The sequence below is a fragment of the Sphingopyxis sp. 550B genome (assembly GCF_057401805.1).
Window position 1 is genome coordinate 3874746 of sequence record NZ_CM171610.1, and the last position, 15678, is coordinate 3890423.

Consider the following 15678-nt stretch of genomic DNA (forward strand, 5'->3'; position numbering starts at 1 on the left):
GCTTCTATTTGCCCCTTCCAACCTTCGTCATCCCGGACTTGATCCGGAATCCATTCTCTCGGTGCTGCGTGAATGGACCCCGGATCGAGTCGGCAATTATCCCCTTTCGACAAGTAGCAGTTCCCCGGCGAAAGCCGGGGTCCACGCGGGGCAGTGCTGTGCCATCTGGACCCCGGCTTTCGCCGGGGAACAGCCGCTTACTTGGCTGTAGGACATATGGGCCGATCGAGTCCGGGGTGACAAGGAAAGACAGGCTGCGCGACCGAATAGTCTTCGCGGGGGCGACAATGGTTTCTAGCGCAGCGCCGCCGCGAGGCGCTGGCGCAGCGCCACCAGCGCTTCGACTGGAACCCGGCCCGTCGCGGGCGTCGCAGCCGTCGGCTCGGCGGCGTCCCCGTCCGGCGGCGCGGCGCCATCGGATTCGGACAACGCCTTGCGCGCGCCTTCGACCGTGAAGCCCTGCACGTGCAGCAGATGGTGGATGCGCTCGGCGAGCGCGATGTCGGCCGGGCGATAATAGCGGCGGCGCCCCGACCGCTGGAGCGGCTTCAACTGCGGAAAGCGGGTTTCCCAATAGCGCAGCACATGGGTCGGCACTCCGATCCGGTCGGCGAGTTCGCCGATCGCGAGCATCGCGCCCGCCACCTTGCCGCCCGCCGCCTCGTCAGATTCCGCCACGGCCGACGCCCCGTTCAGCTATCGGCGACGCGGGCACGCATCGCCTGGCTGGCGCGGAAGGTCATCACGCGGCGCGGCAGGATCGGCACTTCGATGCCGGTCTTGGGATTGCGGCCGATGCGCTGCGCCTTGTCGCGCAACACGAAGGTGCCGAAGCCCGAAATCTTCACATTCTGGCCGGCGGCGAGCGCGTCCGACATATGCGCGAGAATCGATTCGACGATTGCCGCCGATTCGTTGCGCGACAGGCCGATCTGCTGGTTGATCCGCGCCGCGATGTCCGCGCGCGTGAGCGTCCCTGCTACCATCTTCTTCCCTTCCCCTCCTGAAAGCTGGTGCTCGGGAAGGCCCCCACCGTCACGAGTCCCACACGCATGTGTAACAAAAGCGAAGAAATCCGCCAAACTGAAAAGGATGGAGCGAGAAGTTGATGCGGTGAGCCATGCGGGGCCGACTCAGTGCGCGGCGGTCATATCCGCAGGACGGCCGCGCCCCAGGTGAAGCCGCCGCCCATCGCCTCGAGCACGACGAGGTCGCCGCGCCGGATGCGCCCGTCGCGCACCGCGAGGTCGAGCGCCAGCGGCACCGACGCCGCCGAGGTGTTGGCGTGCTGATCGACGGTGAGCACGACGCGCTCCGCAGGCAGCCCCAGCTTCTTCGCGGTCGCGTCGATGATGCGCTTGTTCGCCTGATGCGGCACAACCCAGTCGATGTCGGCGGCCGAGAGGCCGACGTCCGCCAGCACCTCGCCCAGCACGGCAGCGAGGTTGGTGACGGCATGGCGGAACACCTCGCGCCCCTGCATGCGGACGTGGCCGACCGTTCCCGTCGTCGACGGGCCGCCGTCGACATAGAGCATGTCGCCATATTGCCCCTCGGCATGCAAGCGGGTCGCCAGGATGCCGCGATCGTCCGCGACCTCCTCCGCCGACAGCACCACCGCGCCCGCGCCGTCGCCGAACAGGACGCAGGTCCCGCGATCTTCCCAGTCGAGGATGCGGCTGAAGGTCTCGCTGCCGATGACGAGCGCATGCTTCGCGGCGCCGGTGCGCAGCATCGAATCGGCGACCGAGAGCGCGTAGAGGAAGCCCGAACACACCGCCGCGACGTCGAAGGCGATGCAGTCGGGCGCGCCGATCAGCGCCTGCACCTTGGTCGCGGTCGCCGGGAAGGTGTTGTCGGGGGTCGCGGTCGCGACGATGATCAGGCCGATGTCGGCGGGCGCCAGACCCGCCGCCGCGAGCGCGTGCCGCGCCGCGTCGGCGGCCAGCGTTCCCGTCGTCTCGTCGGCCTCGGCGATGTGGCGGAAGCGGATGCCGGTGCGCTCGACGATCCATTCGTCGCTGGTATCGACGCGCTTCGCGAGTTCGTCGTTCGAGACGCGCGTGCGCGGCAGCGCCGAACCGGTGCCGACCAGGATCGAACGGCGCGTCACGCCGCGTCCTCGCGGCGGAAATTGGCGAGATCGTCCGTCACCTGACGCGTGATGTCCTTTTCGATGAGTTCGGCGCACAGGTGCACCGCATTGGCGACGCCCTTGGCATCGGCGCTGCCGTGGCTTTTCAGCACGACGCCGTTGAGGCCCAGGAACACCGCCCCATTGTGGTTGTTGGGATCGAGATGGTGGCGCAGCAGTTCGGTCGCGGGGCGCGAGATGAGGAAGCCGATCTTCGAGCGCAGCGAACTGGTGAAGGCACGGCGCAGCAGGTCGGTGACGAAGCGCGCCGTCCCTTCGATCGTCTTGAGCGCGATATTGCCCGAAAAGCCGTCGTGGACGATCACGTCGACCCGGCCGCGCGACAGCTTGTCGCCCTCGATGAAGCCGGCGAATTCCATCGGCAGGCCCTGCGTTTCGCGCAGGATCGCGGCGGCGTCGCGAATCTCGTCGGTGCCCTTGAGTTCTTCGGTGCCGATGTTGAGCAGCGCGACGCGCGGGCGTTCGAGCCCCATCGCGGTGCGCGCATAGGCGGCGCCCATCACCGCGAACTGGACGAGGTTGGTCGCGTCGCACTCGGTATTGGCGCCGAGGTCGAGCATCACCACGTCGTTGTCGCCGAGCGTCGGCAGCAGCGCGGCGAGCGCCGGCCGGTCGATTCCCGGCATGGTGCGCAGCGCGAGCTTCGCCATCGCCATCAGCGCGCCGGTATTGCCCGCCGACACGGCGCCGCCGGCGTCGCCGCGCTTCACCGCGTCGATCGCGAGCCCCATCGAGCTGCCGCGGCCGTTGCGCAGCGCCTGGCTCGGCCGATCCTCACCCGACACCACCTTGTCGGTGTGGACGATCTCCGACGCCGCGCGCAGGTTCGGATGGTTTTCGAGCGCGGTCTTGATCCGCGTTTCGTCGCCGACGAGCAGAAAGCGGAGGCCGTCGTGCTGATGACGCGCCATGGCCGCGCCGGCGCACATCACGCGCACGCCGACATCACCGCCCATCGCATCGATTGCGATTCGCGGTGTCAGGCTCATGGAAGCGGCCTCCGATTAATGGTCAGGCGCCGACCGACACCACTTCACGGCCATTGTAGTGGCCGCAGGCGTTGCACAGGTTATGCGGGCGCTTGAGCTCGCCGCAGTTCGGGCATTCCTGATAGGCTTCGACCTTCAGGCTGTCGTGGCTGCGACGCATGCCGCGCTTCGAGGGCGAGGTTTTTCGCTTGGGGACGGCCATGATATATCCTGCATTCTTAACTGTTTAACCGAATCGGCGAACCCGGACTTGTCGCCCACCGCCAAGGATGGAAAACGACTGGCCCGCCCGCCGTGCCGAAGGCTGCCCCGCCATGAATCGCGGGAAAATCTTCCGCCGGAAGGTGCCTCAACGCCTGATGGTGTCGGGTGCCGGATCGGGCGCGGCTATAGCGTTTTTGCCCGCAAAGGCAAGCCCCGAGCGCGAACGGGACGACGCTTGCCGATTGCCCGCGACGATGCCACACCCTTGCGGCGCCGGACAGCAGGAAAGAGCCGGGCCACAGACGGGGGAAGCGACATGATCATATTGCCGATCAGCCTGACGATCGCGGCGGGCGCCGCACTGCTCAACATCTGGATCGCGATGCGCGTCGGCCGCGTGCGCGGCGAGGCGAAGGTCTCGATCGGCGACGGCGGCGACGAACGGCTGATCCGCCGGATGCGCGCGCACAGCAACTATGTCGAGAACACGCCTTTCGTGCTGATCCTGCTCGCGCTCGTCGAGTTGAGCGCCGGCTCGTCGATCTGGCTGTGGGCGGTCGGCGCCCTGTATCTGGTCGCGCGCATCCTGCACGCGATCGGCATGGACGGGCTGGGCTGGGCGCGCGGTGCCGGCATCACCGTCACCATGCTGATCCAGCTCGGTCTCGCGGTCGCGGCGCTGCTCACCGTCTATCTGACCCCGACCAGCATCAGCTCGACCCTGACCGATACGGTGGCGGTGGAATCGGAATAGCGGTTGAACCGGGCCCGGCGGGACCAGCAAGGACTCGTCATTGCGAGCGGCGAAGCCGCGCGGCAATCCAGAGTGGGCATAGACCGCCCTCGATTGCTTCGCTCCGCTTGCAATGACGGCAGCGGACCGATGAGTCGGGCGACCTGGAGCGGCGTGCCATAAACCCGCAACGCCCCTTATCCGTTCGTGTCGAGCGAAGTCGAGACACGCATTGGCCTTGCGCCACGCTGATGGGTGTCTCGACTTCTCTCGACACGAACGGGACGATGGGTCAGATTTAAGGCTCGATGCTCTAGGCCCCCTGGTGTGCCCCCATCGCCATGTCGCCGACATAGGGATTAGTGCGCCGTTCCTGCGCAAAGCTGCTGTGCGGTCCGTGGCCGGGCAGGAAGATGGTATCGTCGCCGAGCGGCCACAGCTTCTGCGTGATCGAATCGAGCAGTTGCTGGTGATCGCCGCGCGGGAAATCGGTGCGGCCGATCGATCCCTGGAACAGCACGTCGCCGACGATCGCGAGCTTCGACGGGCGATGATGGAAGACGACGTGGCCCGGGGTGTGGCCGGGACAATGGATGACGTCGATGACGAGGTTACCCACCGTCACCGTGTCCCCGTCCTTCAGCCAGCGGTCGGGCTCGAACACCTCGCCCGCCATGCCATAGCGCGCGCCATCCTCGCCCAGCCGCTCGATCCAGAAGCGGTCGTCCTCGTGCGGCCCTTCGACCGGGACGCCGAGTTCCTTCGCCAGCACGCCCGCCTGACCGCAATGGTCCATGTGGCCGTGGGTGACGAGGATCTTCTCGACCTCCACCCCTGTCTGGCGGATCGCCTCGCGCAGCTTCGGCAGATCGCCGCCGGGATCGACCAGCGCCGCCTTGTTGGTTTCGGTGCACCAGAGCAGGGTGCAGTTCTGCTGAAAGGCGGTGACCGGGACGATCGCGGCCTTGAGCGGGGGATTGGGAGCGTTCATGCGCTTCGATGTGGGGAAATGCGGCGGGGTTGGCAAGGGCGGAGGGACTTGTAGTCGCGCCCTCCTCCCCTCCCGCTTGCGGGAGGGACAGGCGCACTTTCCGATGGTACCGGAATCAGCGCAGCGTCATCGTGTCGCCTTCGATATTCACCGCGTCGAGCCGCGACAGGAAGCTCTGGCCGAGCAGCGACACGCCCATGTCGGCATCGACGACCGCCGCCTGGACGCCGCGAACCTCGATCCCGTCCACCTCGACGCTGTCGAGCATTACCGGGCGCATCGGCACCGCACCGCCCGCGGTGTTCGCCATGCCCGCGACCGGCAGGCGATCGACGTCGATCCCGATCGCCTCCGCATCGCGGCGCGTCAGCGCGACGATCGAGGCGCCGCTGTCGACCATCATGCGGATATTCGCGCCGTCGACATCGGCGTCGGCATAGAAATGCGAATCGCCCGCGCGGCCGATCCGCACCTCCCCCGACCCGCCGCGCGCGGCGGCAGGTGCCGAAGACCAGCCATGACGGCGCTTCGCGGTGGTCCAGTTGCCGTTCGTGTCGTCCTTGCCCGCATCGGCGGCGACTCCGGCATTGCCGATCGACGCCGTCCGGCTGGCGATTCCCGCCATCCCGACCGACACCGCCGCGACCACCGCGGCCAGACCCAGCATACGCCCCAACATGGCAGCGATTGTCGCAGGTCGGGGTTGGGGAATCGTTAAGCCGCGGTCAGAATCCGGTGGGCGGCGTTTCGATGAAGGCGCGCCATTGCGGCGATCCCTCGCGCAGCGAATAAGCGATGCGCGCGCAGCCATAGGGGCGGTCGGGCGCATTGTCGGCTTCGGCTGCAGTGCGCGGCCAGACGGCTTCGGCCGGCGGGCGGGCGCTCCAGCAGACGAGCGCCTCGGCCTCGGGCCGCGCCGCGATCTCGGCGCGCTCGGTGGCGGAATAGGAGGCAGGGACGCTCCATCCCAGAATGCGGCGCGTCGGCGGCGTCTCGCCCGCGAACAGCGGCGCGAAGGCGCCGCACGGGTCGGCCAGCAGCGCTTCCACCGCGCGGGCATCAGCCGCGCCCAGCCATGGCCCGCCGAGCAGGAGTTGCCAGCGCGCGACATCGCCCGAGCGCAACGCCGCCAGCAACGCGTCCGCCGCCGCCTCGAAACGCGGCAGCCACGGCGAATCGCCGGCAAGGTCCGAAAGCGGCGTCGGAGTCCGCGGCGCATCGTCCTCATAGCCGGGGACGAGCGGCGCCGCCGCGCGCGGCTCGGCGGCCGGGACAGGCGGCGCGCAGCGGCTCTGCGCCGCGGCGGGCGTCGCGGCCGCCAACAGGCAAAGAGTCAGGATCGCGCGCATGCCGCCATCATAGCGCCACGGGCTGCACGCGTCATGAACCGTCCGACGTCAGCGCCTCGCGCATCCATGCGGGCGCCTTTGCAGCGTCGATCGATTCAACGCGGCGATGCTCGACCGACCAGCCGAGTTCGGGATAGGCGACCACCTGCCGCCTGGCATCGGCGTCGGCGATCGGCACGACGACCAGCCGCCGGTTGACCTTCTGCCGCCAGTTCATCCGCGCGGTGTTCTCCTGCCCGACATAGCAGCCCTTGGTGAAGCTGACGCCGTGCAGTTCCGCGGCATTGCATTCGAGCCACAGCGTCGTGCCGTCGCCCAGCTCGGTCCGCCCCTCGGTGACGCCGAGCGACAGGCGGTGCGTGTGCCACGCCGCGTCGGCGCCCTCCCCTTCGCCTTCATCGGCCGGGCCGAGCCAGCGCTGGCCGAGGTCGGGAAGGCGCGGATCGGGCTCGCCGAGGTCGCCGTAAGGCGCCCAGTGCACGGACAGGCCGGGCTCGGGCGCGATGGTGATCGCGCGGCGCAGGCGGTAGAGGGTCAGCCGCTTGACCAGCGCCTCGCTTGCTGCGCGCTCGCAGTCGATGAGGATGTCGTCGCGGTCGCCCCAGATCAGGAAATCGAACAACACCTTGCCCTGCGGCGTCAGCAGCGCCGCCCAGACCGGCAGGTTGCCCGACACGTCGTTGGTGACGAGTCCCTGCAGGAAGCCGCGGACATCCTCGCCCGACAGGCGGACGAGGGCACGATCGTCGAGGGTATTGTTGGCCATGGATAGCGAAATAGGACGACATGGCGGCGACTTAAAGCCCCCTCCCGCCTGCACGAGGGGTTTGGGGTGGGCCTGAACCTCGACTTGGGCTAATCGCGCAACGGACTGCCCACCCCCGACCCCTCCCGCAAGCGGGAGGGGGGAGACGAAAATGACCGACCGCCTGATCCTTCGCCGCCCCGACGACTGGCACGTTCATCTGCGCGACGGCGCGATGCTGGCGCATGTCGCGCCGTGGACCGCGCGCCAGTTCGCGCGCGCGATCGTCATGCCCAACCTGTCGCCGCCGGTGACGACAGTCGCCGAAGGCGTCGCCTATCGCGAGCGCATCCGCGCCGCGGTGCCCGCCGGGCTCGATTTCACGCCGCTGATCGTCGCCTATCTCACCGACCGCACCGATCCCGGCGAAATGGCGCGCGGCCATGCCGAGGGCGTGTTCACTGCCGCAAAGCTCTATCCGGCGCACGCGACCACCGGCAGTGCGCACGGCGTCACCGACATCGCCAACATCATGCCGGTGCTCGAGACGATGCAGGCGATCGGCATGCCGCTGCTGATCCACGGCGAGGTCACCGACGCGGACGTCGACATCTTCGACCGCGAGGCGGTGTTCATCGACCGCACGCTCGCGCCGCTGGTCACGCGTTTTCCGGCGCTCAGGATCGTCTTCGAGCATATCACGACGGCCGAGGCCGCGCAGTTCGTCGCCGACGCCCCCGCTACCGTCGCCGCGACGATCACCCCGCAGCATCTCCACATCAACCGCAACGCGATGCTCGTCGGCGGCATCCGCCCGCACGCCTATTGCCTGCCGGTCGCCAAGCGCGAGCATCACCGTCTGGCGGTGCGCGCGGCGGCAACCTCGGGTTCCCCCAAATTCTTCCTGGGCACCGACAGTGCGCCGCACGCGATGCATACCAAGGAAGCCGCCTGCGGCTGCGCGGGCATCTTCAACGCGCCCTTCGCGCTCGAAAGCTATGCGACCGCGTTCGACGAGGACGGGGCGCTCGACAAGCTCGAAGGCTTCGCGAGCGAGCACGGGCCGCGCTTCTATGGCCTGCCGCTCAACGAAGGCACGGTGACGCTCGAACGCGGCGCGGTGACGGTCCCCGACCGCATCGGCGAGGTCGTGCCCTTCCACGCCGGCGAAACATTGGGCTGGCGGCTGGCGTAGGGTCCGTTCCCGCCAGTCAGGGCGTCGGCGCGACCCGCGCCCCGCGCGATTTCGCCCAGATGTCGAAGCTGAACAGCGCGATGCTGATCCAGATCAGCAGGAAGCAGACAAGCTGCGCCGGTTTCAGCGGTTCGTCGAACAGGAAGAGGCCGAGCAGGAAGACGATGCTCGGCGCGAGATACTGGCAGAAGCCGAGCACGGCGAAGCTCATCCGCCGCGCCGCGGTCGCGAAGAACAGCAGCGGGATCGCGGTGATCGCCCCCGCCGACACCAGCAACAGCGTGATGTCGCGGTCGGAGCCGAATCCCACCCCATCGCCGGCCGCGACATAATAGACGGCGACGACGAGCGCGGGCACGAACAGCAGCGTCGTCTCGATCGCCAGACCCGGCAGCGATCCGACCGGCGCCACCTTGCGCAACAGACCATAGAAGCCGAAGCTGAAGGCGAGCGTCAGGCTGATCCACAGCGTTTCGAGCGCACCGCCGAGCAGTAGCGCGACCCCAAGCGCGGCGATCGCGACCGCCACCATCTGGAGCCGCGAGAGTCGTTCGCCGAGGAAGATCATTCCCAGCATCACATTGACCAGCGGGTTGAGATAATAGCCGAGGCTGGTCGCCAGCACATGGTCCGTCACGATCGCATAGATGTAGACGAGCCAGTTGAGCGCTATCAGGATCGAACTCACGAGCAGGATGCGCAGCGTCCGCCAATCCCTGAGCGCCGCCAGATAGGCGCCGATCTGACGGCGGAAGACCATGATCGCGAAGCAGAGCGGCAGCGACCAGAGGATGCGCTGCGCCAGCACCTCGACCGGCGGCACGCTGACCAGCAGCTTGAAGAAGATCGGGACGAAGCCCCAGATGCCATAGGCGGCGAGCGCATAGGGCAGCCCGCCCTGATCGCTCCCCTGCGCGGCAGTGGCTCGGTTCATCGCACGGGTTCGCCCGGCCGGCTGGTCAGAGGATGCCGCCGCCGAGCATCAGGCGTATCACGCCGACGACGATCACGACGATGTTGAGGTTGCGGCCGCTCGTCCGTCCCGACATCGCGCCCAGCGCCAGCCCGACGATGGCGATCGGCACGATCACCCAGTTCGCCCAGCCGAGCAGCGGGATGAAAGCCGGGATGGCCAGAACCAGCGCGAAAACGCCGATGACAAGCGAAAGGAGGTTGAGCATGGCTCTATGTCGCACGGTCGCCTGCGCCCTTCAAGCCTCTTCGGCGGTCGCACGGCGATAGCCGCGATGCGAGAATTATCTCGGTTCATCTATCGAAATACTCGCTTCGTCTTGTTGCCCAGGGTTCATGCAACGCAGTCCAGACGAGGCTCGTTCTCCCCATCGAAGCGTCCGCCGTCCGTGCGGCGGTCAGGGCGCCAGACCAGGAAAGGATTCATGATGCAGAATTTCACCAAAGGCCTGATCGGCGCTTTCGTCGCGGCAGGCGTCGTCGGCAGCGCCCCGGCCTACGCCGGTCTGTCGAGCGCGGTTGCCGCTCCGGGCTATCACAAGGCGGAGGCTTCGGCCGATTATTACAAGAAGCGCAAGCACCGCCGCAATTATGCCTCGCGCGACGAGCGGATCAATTCGAACACCCGCATCTGGCGCGATAGCGACGGGCGCTATCGCTGCAAGAAGGACAATGGCACGACCGGCCTGCTGATCGGCGGTGCGGTCGGCGGCCTCGCCGGGCATGAGATTGCCGGCGGCGGCGACAAGCTGCTGGGCACGGTGCTCGGCGCGGCCGGCGGCGCGCTGCTCGGTCGCGAGATCGACCGCGACAAGTATCGCTGCCGCTGATCCAGCGGATTCCAATGCGGGGTGCGGGTCCGAGACCCCTCCATCCGCTCCCCGCATGGAAGAGGGCGTCGGCCTAGCGGCCGGCGCCCTCGTTCGTTGGGGCCATTGTCGTTCGGGTAAGGACCTGTTCCCCGGCGAAAGCCGGGGTCCACGCGGGGCGGCAGCTCATGCCATCTGGACCCCGGCTTTCGCCGGGGGAACGGTTAGCTGTCGAAAAAGAGAGGGTTGCCAACCTGTTTGGGAATCCATGGTCTGCGCTGTCCATTGGCGCGGCGCCGAAGGAGACGGCGGGCCATGGATGCTGAAACGCGTTCAGCATGACGAAGGAAGGAAGAAAGGGTGTCAGCGGGCTTGCCCCTCGCCCCGCCTTGTCGCACAACCGGTCGCCCCGGCGCTTGCCGAAACGCCCTTCGGAAAGGATCGCCATGCTCAACGGCCCGCTGCTCGTCACCGAACGGCTGATCCTGCGCCCGCCGGCCACCGAGGATTTCGATGCCTTCGCCGCCATGTGCGCCGAAGAGGAGACGATGCGCTTCATCGGCGGCACCTGTCCGCGTTCGTCCGCATGGCGGCATTGGTGCACGCTCGCGGGCGCGTGGCATATCCGGGGTTTTTCGATGTTCTCGGTGATCGAGCGCGCAACGGGCGAATGGGTCGGGCGGCTGGGGCCCTGGGAGCCCGACGGATGGCCGGCGCCCGAGATCGGCTATGGCGTGCGCGCCCGCTTCGCCGGCAAGGGCTATGCCTTCGAGGGCGCGGTCGCGGCATGCGATTTCGCGGTCGAATTTCTGAAATGGCCCGAACTGATGCACAGCATCGACCCCGCGAACGGCCGCTCGCAGGCACTGGCGCGGCGGCTGGGCGCCACCAATGCGGGCCCGACCCGCCTGCCCCCGCCCTTTGAGCACGCCCCCGTCGACGCCTGGACGCAAAGCGCGGAGGCATGGCGGGCCAAACGCAAGGAATTCCGTCCATGACCAATCGCCATGTCGACCCCGAACGCGCGCAGTTCGACGCCTTCAAGGCGCTGCCGCGCGATACGCCGATCCATATGCTGAACCTCGTGCGCTTCCGGGCCGAGGCCGCCTACCCGGCCGAACACCCGCTCGCGGGCAAGGGGCTGAGCGGCGCGGAGGCCTATGCCCATTACGGGCGGGACAGCGGCCCGGTGTTCGAACGGCTCGGCGGCCGGGTCGTCTGGCGCGGCACGATGGAGGCGATGGTGATCGGCCCGGCGGATGAAAGATGGGATGCGGTGTTCGTCGCGCAATATCCGGACAGCGGCGCCTTCATGGCGATGGTGACCGACCCCGTCTATCGCGAGGCGGTGGTTCACCGGCAGGCGGCGGTCGAGACCTCGCGGCTGATCCGCTGCGCGCCGGGAACGGCGGAAACGAAGGGTTTCGCATAGGGCGCGCGGTGCGGAGAGCGGAATAGCGTCTCGCTCCGGCACAGTTTTCGGCTAACAAATCCTTGCCTGTTAACGCTTTTTCCTCACATCTTCTTAACCAGCTTCCGGCAAGCCCGAGGCCAAGAGATTAAGGGAGTGTTAGCAATGATCGTGCGGGGAAAATGGCTGGTTGCCGGCTTGCTGGTGGCGACGGCGGGGCTCGCCGGCTGCCGGGACAATCCCGCCGCCAAGGCGGAGTTGAAGCCGCTCGACGACGGGCTGACCAACGCCGACCCGACGGTGAAGGGCGCGCTCGAAGACAAGATCATGGTCGATCCGAAGCTGACCGGCCAAGCGAACCGCAACGCGGTCGGACCGGGCAACCGGCCGGTCGACGGCGGCGTTCCCGGCATCGGCGCCGGCAAGGCGGCGACCGCGGCCGAAGCCGCGGCGGCGATGAAGGCGGGCAAATTGCTCGCCGCGCCCAAGGCGCTGCCGTTCGAGGCGAATTGCGACGGGTGCGAGGCGAAGCGCCCCGTCACCATCGGCGCGCTCGCCCGCGAGCAGGCGAAGGGAAGCTGCGATGCGAAGCTGACCTATGGCAACCAGTGGGCCGACCGCCTGCCCGCCGCCTTCCCCGTCTATCCGCGCGCGACGCTGCGCGAGGCGGCCGGAGTCGCCGGCGGCCAGTGCAACATCCGCGTCGTCAATTTCCAGACCGCCGCCTCGCTGCAGGGCGTTCTCGACTATTATCACACGATGGCGATCCGTGCCGGCTATACCAGCGACCATCGGATCAACGGCAACGAGCATATGCTGGGCGGCACACGCGGCGACCTTGCCTATGTCGTCTTCGCGCGCCGCGACGGCGGCATGACCGACGTCGACCTGGTGGCGTCGGGCGGAAAATAGCAGGGTCGGAAAATAGCGGGCAGGCTTCGACGATATGAAAATGCCCCGGAGAGAGGGGAGCTCCGGGGCATTTTCCATGTGCGGTGAAGGCTATCGTCAGACCTTGTCGCCGAGCGCGCCCTTCACCTTGCCGCTGAGATTCTGCGCTTCGCCCTTGCGTTCCTGAAGCTCGCCCTCGGCGCGCAGGCGCTCGTTGTCGGTCGCCTTGCCGACCGCCTGCTTCGCATTGCCGATCGCTTCGTTCGCGAGGCCCTTGGCCTTGTCTTTCATTTCACCCACGGGGGAATCTCCTTGTTGATCGAGGCCGCATCGCCTCATGCCCGATCAACGCACCGACCGGGCCCATGTTCCACGGGCGCGGTAAAACGCGCGGTCCGCGAGGCGGCCCGGGTGGATCAATCCCCCGCCGCGGCGATCCCGTCGAGCGCCAGCGGATCGCGGATCGTGATGCGATTGTAATCGGTCGCGATCAGCCCCGCCTCCTCGAAGCCACGCAGCAGCCGGTTGACGCTCTGGCGCGTCACGCCCAGCATCGCGCCGAGCTGTTCCTGCGGCAGGCGGAGGCCGAGTTCGGTACCATCCTCGCCCGCGATGCCATGGATGCGCGCGAGCCCGACGAGCGTCGCCGCCATCCGCTGCTCGAGCGAGCCGAGCTGCTGGTCGTTGAGCAACCGCAGGCTGTCGCCCTGGCGCGCGCACATGAACAGCGCGATGTCGCGCCACAGCGCCGGTTCCGCATCGAGGATCGCGATCAACGCGTCGGCGGGCAGGTGGAGCAGGATGCTGTCGGCATGCGCGCGATAGGCGAAATGGATGGGCTGGCGGTCGAGCAGGCGCACGAGGCCGACCACATCGCGCGGACCGGCGAGGCCGAGCACGAATTTCTTGCCCGCCGCCGACACGCGACTGATCTCGATTCCGCCCGAGACGACGACGAAAGCCTCGCGCCGCCGGGGATCGCGCGGATAGATTTCGGTGCCGCGCGGATAATGTCCGGCCCGCGCGATCGCCGCGAGATCGGCGAGCCGCGCCGCGGGCCAGGCGCCGAAAAGATGACAGGACCGCAGCATCTCCAGCCGCTCCTCGCGGCTCCAGCGGTGCTCGCCCTGCTTCGCCTGCCCCCTCGCCATATCCAACCGGCCTCCCGCCCGTCGTTCTAGTTACCTGAATCTGAAGTTCGCCACATCGATTCCGTCACCCCGGGCTTGGCCCGGAATCCCGCTTCCTTTCGCGCACGGACGGAGGAAAGGCGGGACCCCGGGTCAAGCCCGGGGTGACGATGAGGACAAGAACCTTGATTCCACCATACTAAGGCGTGTGGGGATTCATCTTGCAACTGTCCTTTATCGTGTGTCCCCGCGAAGGCGGGGACCCATCTGCGGTGGTTTCGAGATGGAACCGGCCGAAGATGGACCCCCGCCTTCCGCCTATGGCGGAAGTTTATCCTGAGCGCCCGCCCTGCGGGCAGTCGAAGGGCAGGGGAACACGGCTTTATACAATATCGCGGCGATAGACTCTGAATCCCCACAGGCCATAGAGCGGCGTGCCATACACCCGCAACGCCCCTTATCCGTTCGTGTCGAGCGAAGTCGAGACACCCATCGGCGTGGCGCAAGGCCGACAAGTGTCCCGACTTCGCTCGACACGAACGGAACGATAGGTCAGATTTAAGGCTCGATGCTCCAAATGCCGGGAACCGGAATCCCAGGAGATTGTCGCCCGGATGACAGACTGGCGCCGCCGCGAACGCTAGCGGGACGGAAAATCTGCGAGGAGATCGGTTCGATGAAAAGCCTGCTGGCCCTGATGGCGATGGCGACGATCCTGCTGCCCGGCGCGACGCGGGCGGCGCCGGTGAGCGAGGAGGAGGCCTATGCCGTCGGTCTCGAAGCCTATGCCTACGCCTATCCGATGGTGCTGATGGAAGTGACGCGGCGCGTCGCGACCAACGCCCGGGAAGGCCGGCTGCGCGCGCCGATGAACCAGTTTTCGCACATGCGGCGCTATCCCGACGCAACCTTCAGGGACGTCGTGCGGCCCAACGCCGACACGCTCTATTCGAGCCTGTGGTACGATGTCGGGAACGAACCGCTGGTCCTGACGCTGCCCGACACGGCGGGGCGCTATCATGTCGTGCCGATCATGGACATGTGGACCGAAGTGTTCGCGACGCTCGGCACGCGCACCACGGGCAATGACGGCGGCACCGTCGCGCTCGTCGGCCCGCACTGGCAGGGTACGCTGCCCCAGGGCATGCGGATGGTACGCAGCCCAACCGACATGGGCTGGATCATCGGCCGCATCCAGACCAACGGCGCCGACGATTACGATCATGTCCACATGCTCCAGGCACGCTATGCCGCGACGCCGCTGTCGGCATGGGGCAAGCCGCAGGCGGCCGCCGCACCGGCGAAGGCCGATCCGTCGGTCGACATGACGACGCCGCCGGTCGAGCAGGTCGCAGCGCTCGCGCCCGACGCCTTTTTCGCGCTGTTCGCCGAGACGATGAAGCGCAATCCGCCACACGCCACCGACGTCGCTATCCTGCTGCGCATGGAAAAGGTCGGGCTGGAAGCGGGGCGGAGCTTCGATCTCGGCAAGGCCGACCCGGCGGTGCAGCGCGGGCTGACGCGCGCCGCCGCGGACGGCTATCGCCGCATTGTCGAACGACGCCGGAGCGTGCCGCTGAGCCGCGATGGCTGGGTCGCGCTGGGCAATGCGCTCGGCGTCTATGGCAACGATTACCTCCAGCGCGCCTTCATCGGCTATGCCGGGCTCGGCGCGTTGCCGCCCGAGGAGGCCATCTATCCGATGGCGCCGATCGACGGCGACGGCAAGCCGCTGAACGGCGCGGCGCGCTATGTCCTCCATTTCGACAAGGAGCGGATTCCGCCCGCCGACGCCTTCTGGTCGCTGACCATGTACGGCGCCGACCAGTTCTTCGCCGCCAATCCGTTGGGCCGTTTCGCGATCGGCGACCGCGACAAGCTGAACTTCAACGCCGACGGCTCGCTCGACCTCTATATCCAGACGGACAGCCCGGGGACCGACAAGGAAGCCAACTGGCTGCCCGCGCCCGCGGGACCGTTCACGATGAACCTGCGCCTCTACCTGCCGCGGCGCGAGGCGCTGGAAGGACGCTGGACCCCGCCGCCGGTGAAACGGGTGCCCTAAGCAAAACCGCCGTATCCCCGCGAAGGCGGGGATCCATCT

General features: G+C 67.7%; 20 protein-coding genes. 7 read left to right on the forward strand and 13 right to left on the reverse strand.

Annotation, left to right across the window (positions count from 1 at the left end; genetic code table 11):
• Window positions 1-294: 294 nt before the first annotated feature.
• From AC2S9W_RS17910 to rpmF, 5 genes are all read right to left on the reverse strand, one after another.
• The gene (locus tag AC2S9W_RS17910; protein WP_067112525.1) at window positions 295-633 is read right to left on the reverse strand and encodes a MerR family transcriptional regulator; all 339 of its coding nucleotides are present in this window, start codon (window positions 631-633) and stop codon (window positions 295-297) included.
• Between the two features lie 59 nt (window positions 634-692).
• A complete protein-coding gene (locus AC2S9W_RS17915; RefSeq protein ID WP_067112480.1) occupies window positions 693-986 on the reverse strand; it encodes an integration host factor subunit alpha in 294 nt (97 codons plus the stop codon).
• 161 nt (window positions 987-1147) lie between these two features.
• Window positions 1148-2113, reverse strand: a complete 966-nt coding sequence (locus tag AC2S9W_RS17920) for a beta-ketoacyl-ACP synthase III (RefSeq protein ID WP_076076206.1) — start codon at window positions 2111-2113, stop codon at window positions 1148-1150.
• A complete protein-coding gene (gene plsX, locus AC2S9W_RS17925) occupies window positions 2110-3144 on the reverse strand; it encodes a phosphate acyltransferase PlsX (RefSeq protein WP_067112487.1) in 1035 nt (344 codons plus the stop codon). Before plsX ends, AC2S9W_RS17920 begins: the two co-directional genes overlap by 4 nt.
• A 22-nt stretch (window positions 3145-3166) precedes the next feature.
• Entirely contained in the window at window positions 3167-3346 is a 180-nt protein-coding gene (gene rpmF, locus AC2S9W_RS17930) for a 50S ribosomal protein L32 (RefSeq protein WP_056348227.1), read from the reverse strand.
• 318 nt (window positions 3347-3664) lie between these two features.
• On the opposite strand from rpmF, the gene AC2S9W_RS17935 reads away from it, so the two are divergent.
• Window positions 3665-4102: an MAPEG family protein gene (locus AC2S9W_RS17935; RefSeq protein ID WP_424538784.1), complete on the forward strand. Its 438-nt coding sequence runs from the start codon at window positions 3665-3667 to the stop codon at window positions 4100-4102.
• A 292-nt stretch (window positions 4103-4394) separates the two neighbouring features.
• On the opposite strand, the gene AC2S9W_RS17940 is transcribed toward AC2S9W_RS17935, so the two are convergent.
• From AC2S9W_RS17940 to ygfZ, 4 genes are all read right to left on the reverse strand, one after another.
• Window positions 4395-5072, reverse strand: a complete 678-nt coding sequence (locus tag AC2S9W_RS17940; protein ID WP_067112490.1) for an MBL fold metallo-hydrolase — start codon at window positions 5070-5072, stop codon at window positions 4395-4397.
• 115 nt (window positions 5073-5187) lie between these two features.
• A complete protein-coding gene (locus AC2S9W_RS17945; RefSeq protein WP_424543353.1) occupies window positions 5188-5751 on the reverse strand; it encodes a retropepsin-like aspartic protease family protein in 564 nt (187 codons plus the stop codon).
• Window positions 5752-5797: 46 nt separating this feature from the next.
• Complete coding sequence (locus AC2S9W_RS17950; RefSeq protein ID WP_424543354.1) at window positions 5798-6421, reverse strand: hypothetical protein; 624 nt, start codon at window positions 6419-6421, stop codon at window positions 5798-5800.
• A 31-nt stretch (window positions 6422-6452) separates the two neighbouring features.
• The gene (ygfZ, locus tag AC2S9W_RS17955; RefSeq protein WP_486571380.1) at window positions 6453-7187 is read right to left on the reverse strand and encodes a CAF17-like 4Fe-4S cluster assembly/insertion protein YgfZ; all 735 of its coding nucleotides are present in this window, start codon (window positions 7185-7187) and stop codon (window positions 6453-6455) included.
• 151 nt (window positions 7188-7338) lie between these two features.
• Between ygfZ and pyrC the strand changes: the two genes are divergently transcribed.
• Window positions 7339-8361 carry a dihydroorotase gene (gene pyrC / locus AC2S9W_RS17960; protein ID WP_067112502.1) on the forward strand — a complete coding sequence of 341 codons (1023 nt, stop codon included), beginning with the start codon at window positions 7339-7341 and terminating at the stop codon, window positions 8359-8361.
• 16 nt (window positions 8362-8377) lie between these two features.
• Here pyrC and rarD read toward each other — a convergent pair whose 3' ends face one another.
• Together rarD and AC2S9W_RS17970 are read right to left on the reverse strand one after the other, a co-directional pair.
• Window positions 8378-9295, reverse strand: coding sequence for an EamA family transporter RarD (rarD, locus tag AC2S9W_RS17965; protein ID WP_486571381.1), 918 nt, complete (start codon window positions 9293-9295; stop codon window positions 8378-8380).
• A gap of 25 nt (window positions 9296-9320) precedes the next feature.
• On the reverse strand, window positions 9321-9542 hold the full coding sequence (locus AC2S9W_RS17970) for a hypothetical protein (RefSeq protein ID WP_067185099.1): 222 nt from the start codon (window positions 9540-9542) through the stop codon (window positions 9321-9323).
• Between the two features lie 216 nt (window positions 9543-9758).
• Between AC2S9W_RS17970 and AC2S9W_RS17975 the strand changes: the two genes are divergently transcribed.
• From AC2S9W_RS17975 to AC2S9W_RS17990, 4 genes are all read left to right on the forward strand, one after another.
• Entirely contained in the window at window positions 9759-10163 is a 405-nt protein-coding gene (locus AC2S9W_RS17975; protein WP_324787668.1) for a glycine zipper 2TM domain-containing protein, read from the forward strand.
• A gap of 425 nt (window positions 10164-10588) precedes the next feature.
• On the forward strand, window positions 10589-11140 hold the full coding sequence (locus AC2S9W_RS17980; protein WP_067112511.1) for a GNAT family N-acetyltransferase: 552 nt from the start codon (window positions 10589-10591) through the stop codon (window positions 11138-11140).
• Complete coding sequence (locus AC2S9W_RS17985) at window positions 11137-11574, forward strand: DUF1330 domain-containing protein (RefSeq protein ID WP_076076223.1); 438 nt, start codon at window positions 11137-11139, stop codon at window positions 11572-11574. Before AC2S9W_RS17980 ends, AC2S9W_RS17985 begins: the two co-directional genes overlap by 4 nt.
• Before the next feature lie 144 nt (window positions 11575-11718).
• Window positions 11719-12465, forward strand: coding sequence for a hypothetical protein (locus tag AC2S9W_RS17990; protein WP_076076226.1), 747 nt, complete (start codon window positions 11719-11721; stop codon window positions 12463-12465).
• A gap of 96 nt (window positions 12466-12561) precedes the next feature.
• Here AC2S9W_RS17990 and AC2S9W_RS17995 read toward each other — a convergent pair whose 3' ends face one another.
• The gene (locus tag AC2S9W_RS17995; RefSeq protein WP_067112520.1) at window positions 12562-12744 is read right to left on the reverse strand and encodes a CsbD family protein; all 183 of its coding nucleotides are present in this window, start codon (window positions 12742-12744) and stop codon (window positions 12562-12564) included.
• A 116-nt stretch (window positions 12745-12860) separates the two neighbouring features.
• Window positions 12861-13595, reverse strand: a complete 735-nt coding sequence (locus AC2S9W_RS18000) for a Crp/Fnr family transcriptional regulator (protein ID WP_104959775.1) — start codon at window positions 13593-13595, stop codon at window positions 12861-12863.
• 655 nt (window positions 13596-14250) lie between these two features.
• Between AC2S9W_RS18000 and AC2S9W_RS18005 the strand changes: the two genes are divergently transcribed.
• Window positions 14251-15639: a DUF1254 domain-containing protein gene (locus tag AC2S9W_RS18005; protein WP_076076229.1), complete on the forward strand. Its 1389-nt coding sequence runs from the start codon at window positions 14251-14253 to the stop codon at window positions 15637-15639.
• The last annotated feature ends 39 nt before the right edge of the window (window positions 15640-15678 follow it).

Excerpts from the sequence above, each read along its gene's own strand:
- AC2S9W_RS17910 (WP_067112525.1), bottom strand. The coding sequence starts at position 633 with ATGCTCGCGATCGGCGAACTCGCCGACCGGATCGGAGTGCCGACCCAT.
- AC2S9W_RS17915 (WP_067112480.1), bottom strand. The coding sequence starts at position 986 with ATGGTAGCAGGGACGCTCACGCGCGCGGACATCGCGGCGCGGATCAAC.
- plsX (WP_067112487.1), bottom strand. The coding sequence starts at position 3,144 with ATGAGCCTGACACCGCGAATCGCAATCGATGCGATGGGCGGTGATGTC.
- rpmF (WP_056348227.1), bottom strand. The coding sequence starts at position 3,346 with ATGGCCGTCCCCAAGCGAAAAACCTCGCCCTCGAAGCGCGGCATGCGT.
- AC2S9W_RS17935 (WP_424538784.1), top strand. The coding sequence starts at position 3,665 with ATGATCATATTGCCGATCAGCCTGACGATCGCGGCGGGCGCCGCACTG.
- AC2S9W_RS17940 (WP_067112490.1), bottom strand. The coding sequence starts at position 5,072 with ATGAACGCTCCCAATCCCCCGCTCAAGGCCGCGATCGTCCCGGTCACC.
- AC2S9W_RS17945 (WP_424543353.1), bottom strand. The coding sequence starts at position 5,751 with ATGTTGGGGCGTATGCTGGGTCTGGCCGCGGTGGTCGCGGCGGTGTCG.
- AC2S9W_RS17950 (WP_424543354.1), bottom strand. The coding sequence starts at position 6,421 with ATGCGCGCGATCCTGACTCTTTGCCTGTTGGCGGCCGCGACGCCCGCC.
- ygfZ (WP_486571380.1), bottom strand. The coding sequence starts at position 7,187 with ATGGCCAACAATACCCTCGACGATCGTGCCCTCGTCCGCCTGTCGGGC.
- pyrC (WP_067112502.1), top strand. The coding sequence starts at position 7,339 with ATGACCGACCGCCTGATCCTTCGCCGCCCCGACGACTGGCACGTTCAT.
- rarD (WP_486571381.1), bottom strand. The coding sequence starts at position 9,295 with ATGAACCGAGCCACTGCCGCGCAGGGGAGCGATCAGGGCGGGCTGCCC.
- AC2S9W_RS17970 (WP_067185099.1), bottom strand. The coding sequence starts at position 9,542 with ATGCTCAACCTCCTTTCGCTTGTCATCGGCGTTTTCGCGCTGGTTCTG.
- AC2S9W_RS17975 (WP_324787668.1), top strand. The coding sequence starts at position 9,759 with ATGATGCAGAATTTCACCAAAGGCCTGATCGGCGCTTTCGTCGCGGCA.
- AC2S9W_RS17980 (WP_067112511.1), top strand. The coding sequence starts at position 10,589 with ATGCTCAACGGCCCGCTGCTCGTCACCGAACGGCTGATCCTGCGCCCG.
- AC2S9W_RS17985 (WP_076076223.1), top strand. The coding sequence starts at position 11,137 with ATGACCAATCGCCATGTCGACCCCGAACGCGCGCAGTTCGACGCCTTC.
- AC2S9W_RS17990 (WP_076076226.1), top strand. The coding sequence starts at position 11,719 with ATGATCGTGCGGGGAAAATGGCTGGTTGCCGGCTTGCTGGTGGCGACG.
- AC2S9W_RS18000 (WP_104959775.1), bottom strand. The coding sequence starts at position 13,595 with ATGGCGAGGGGGCAGGCGAAGCAGGGCGAGCACCGCTGGAGCCGCGAG.
- AC2S9W_RS18005 (WP_076076229.1), top strand. The coding sequence starts at position 14,251 with ATGAAAAGCCTGCTGGCCCTGATGGCGATGGCGACGATCCTGCTGCCC.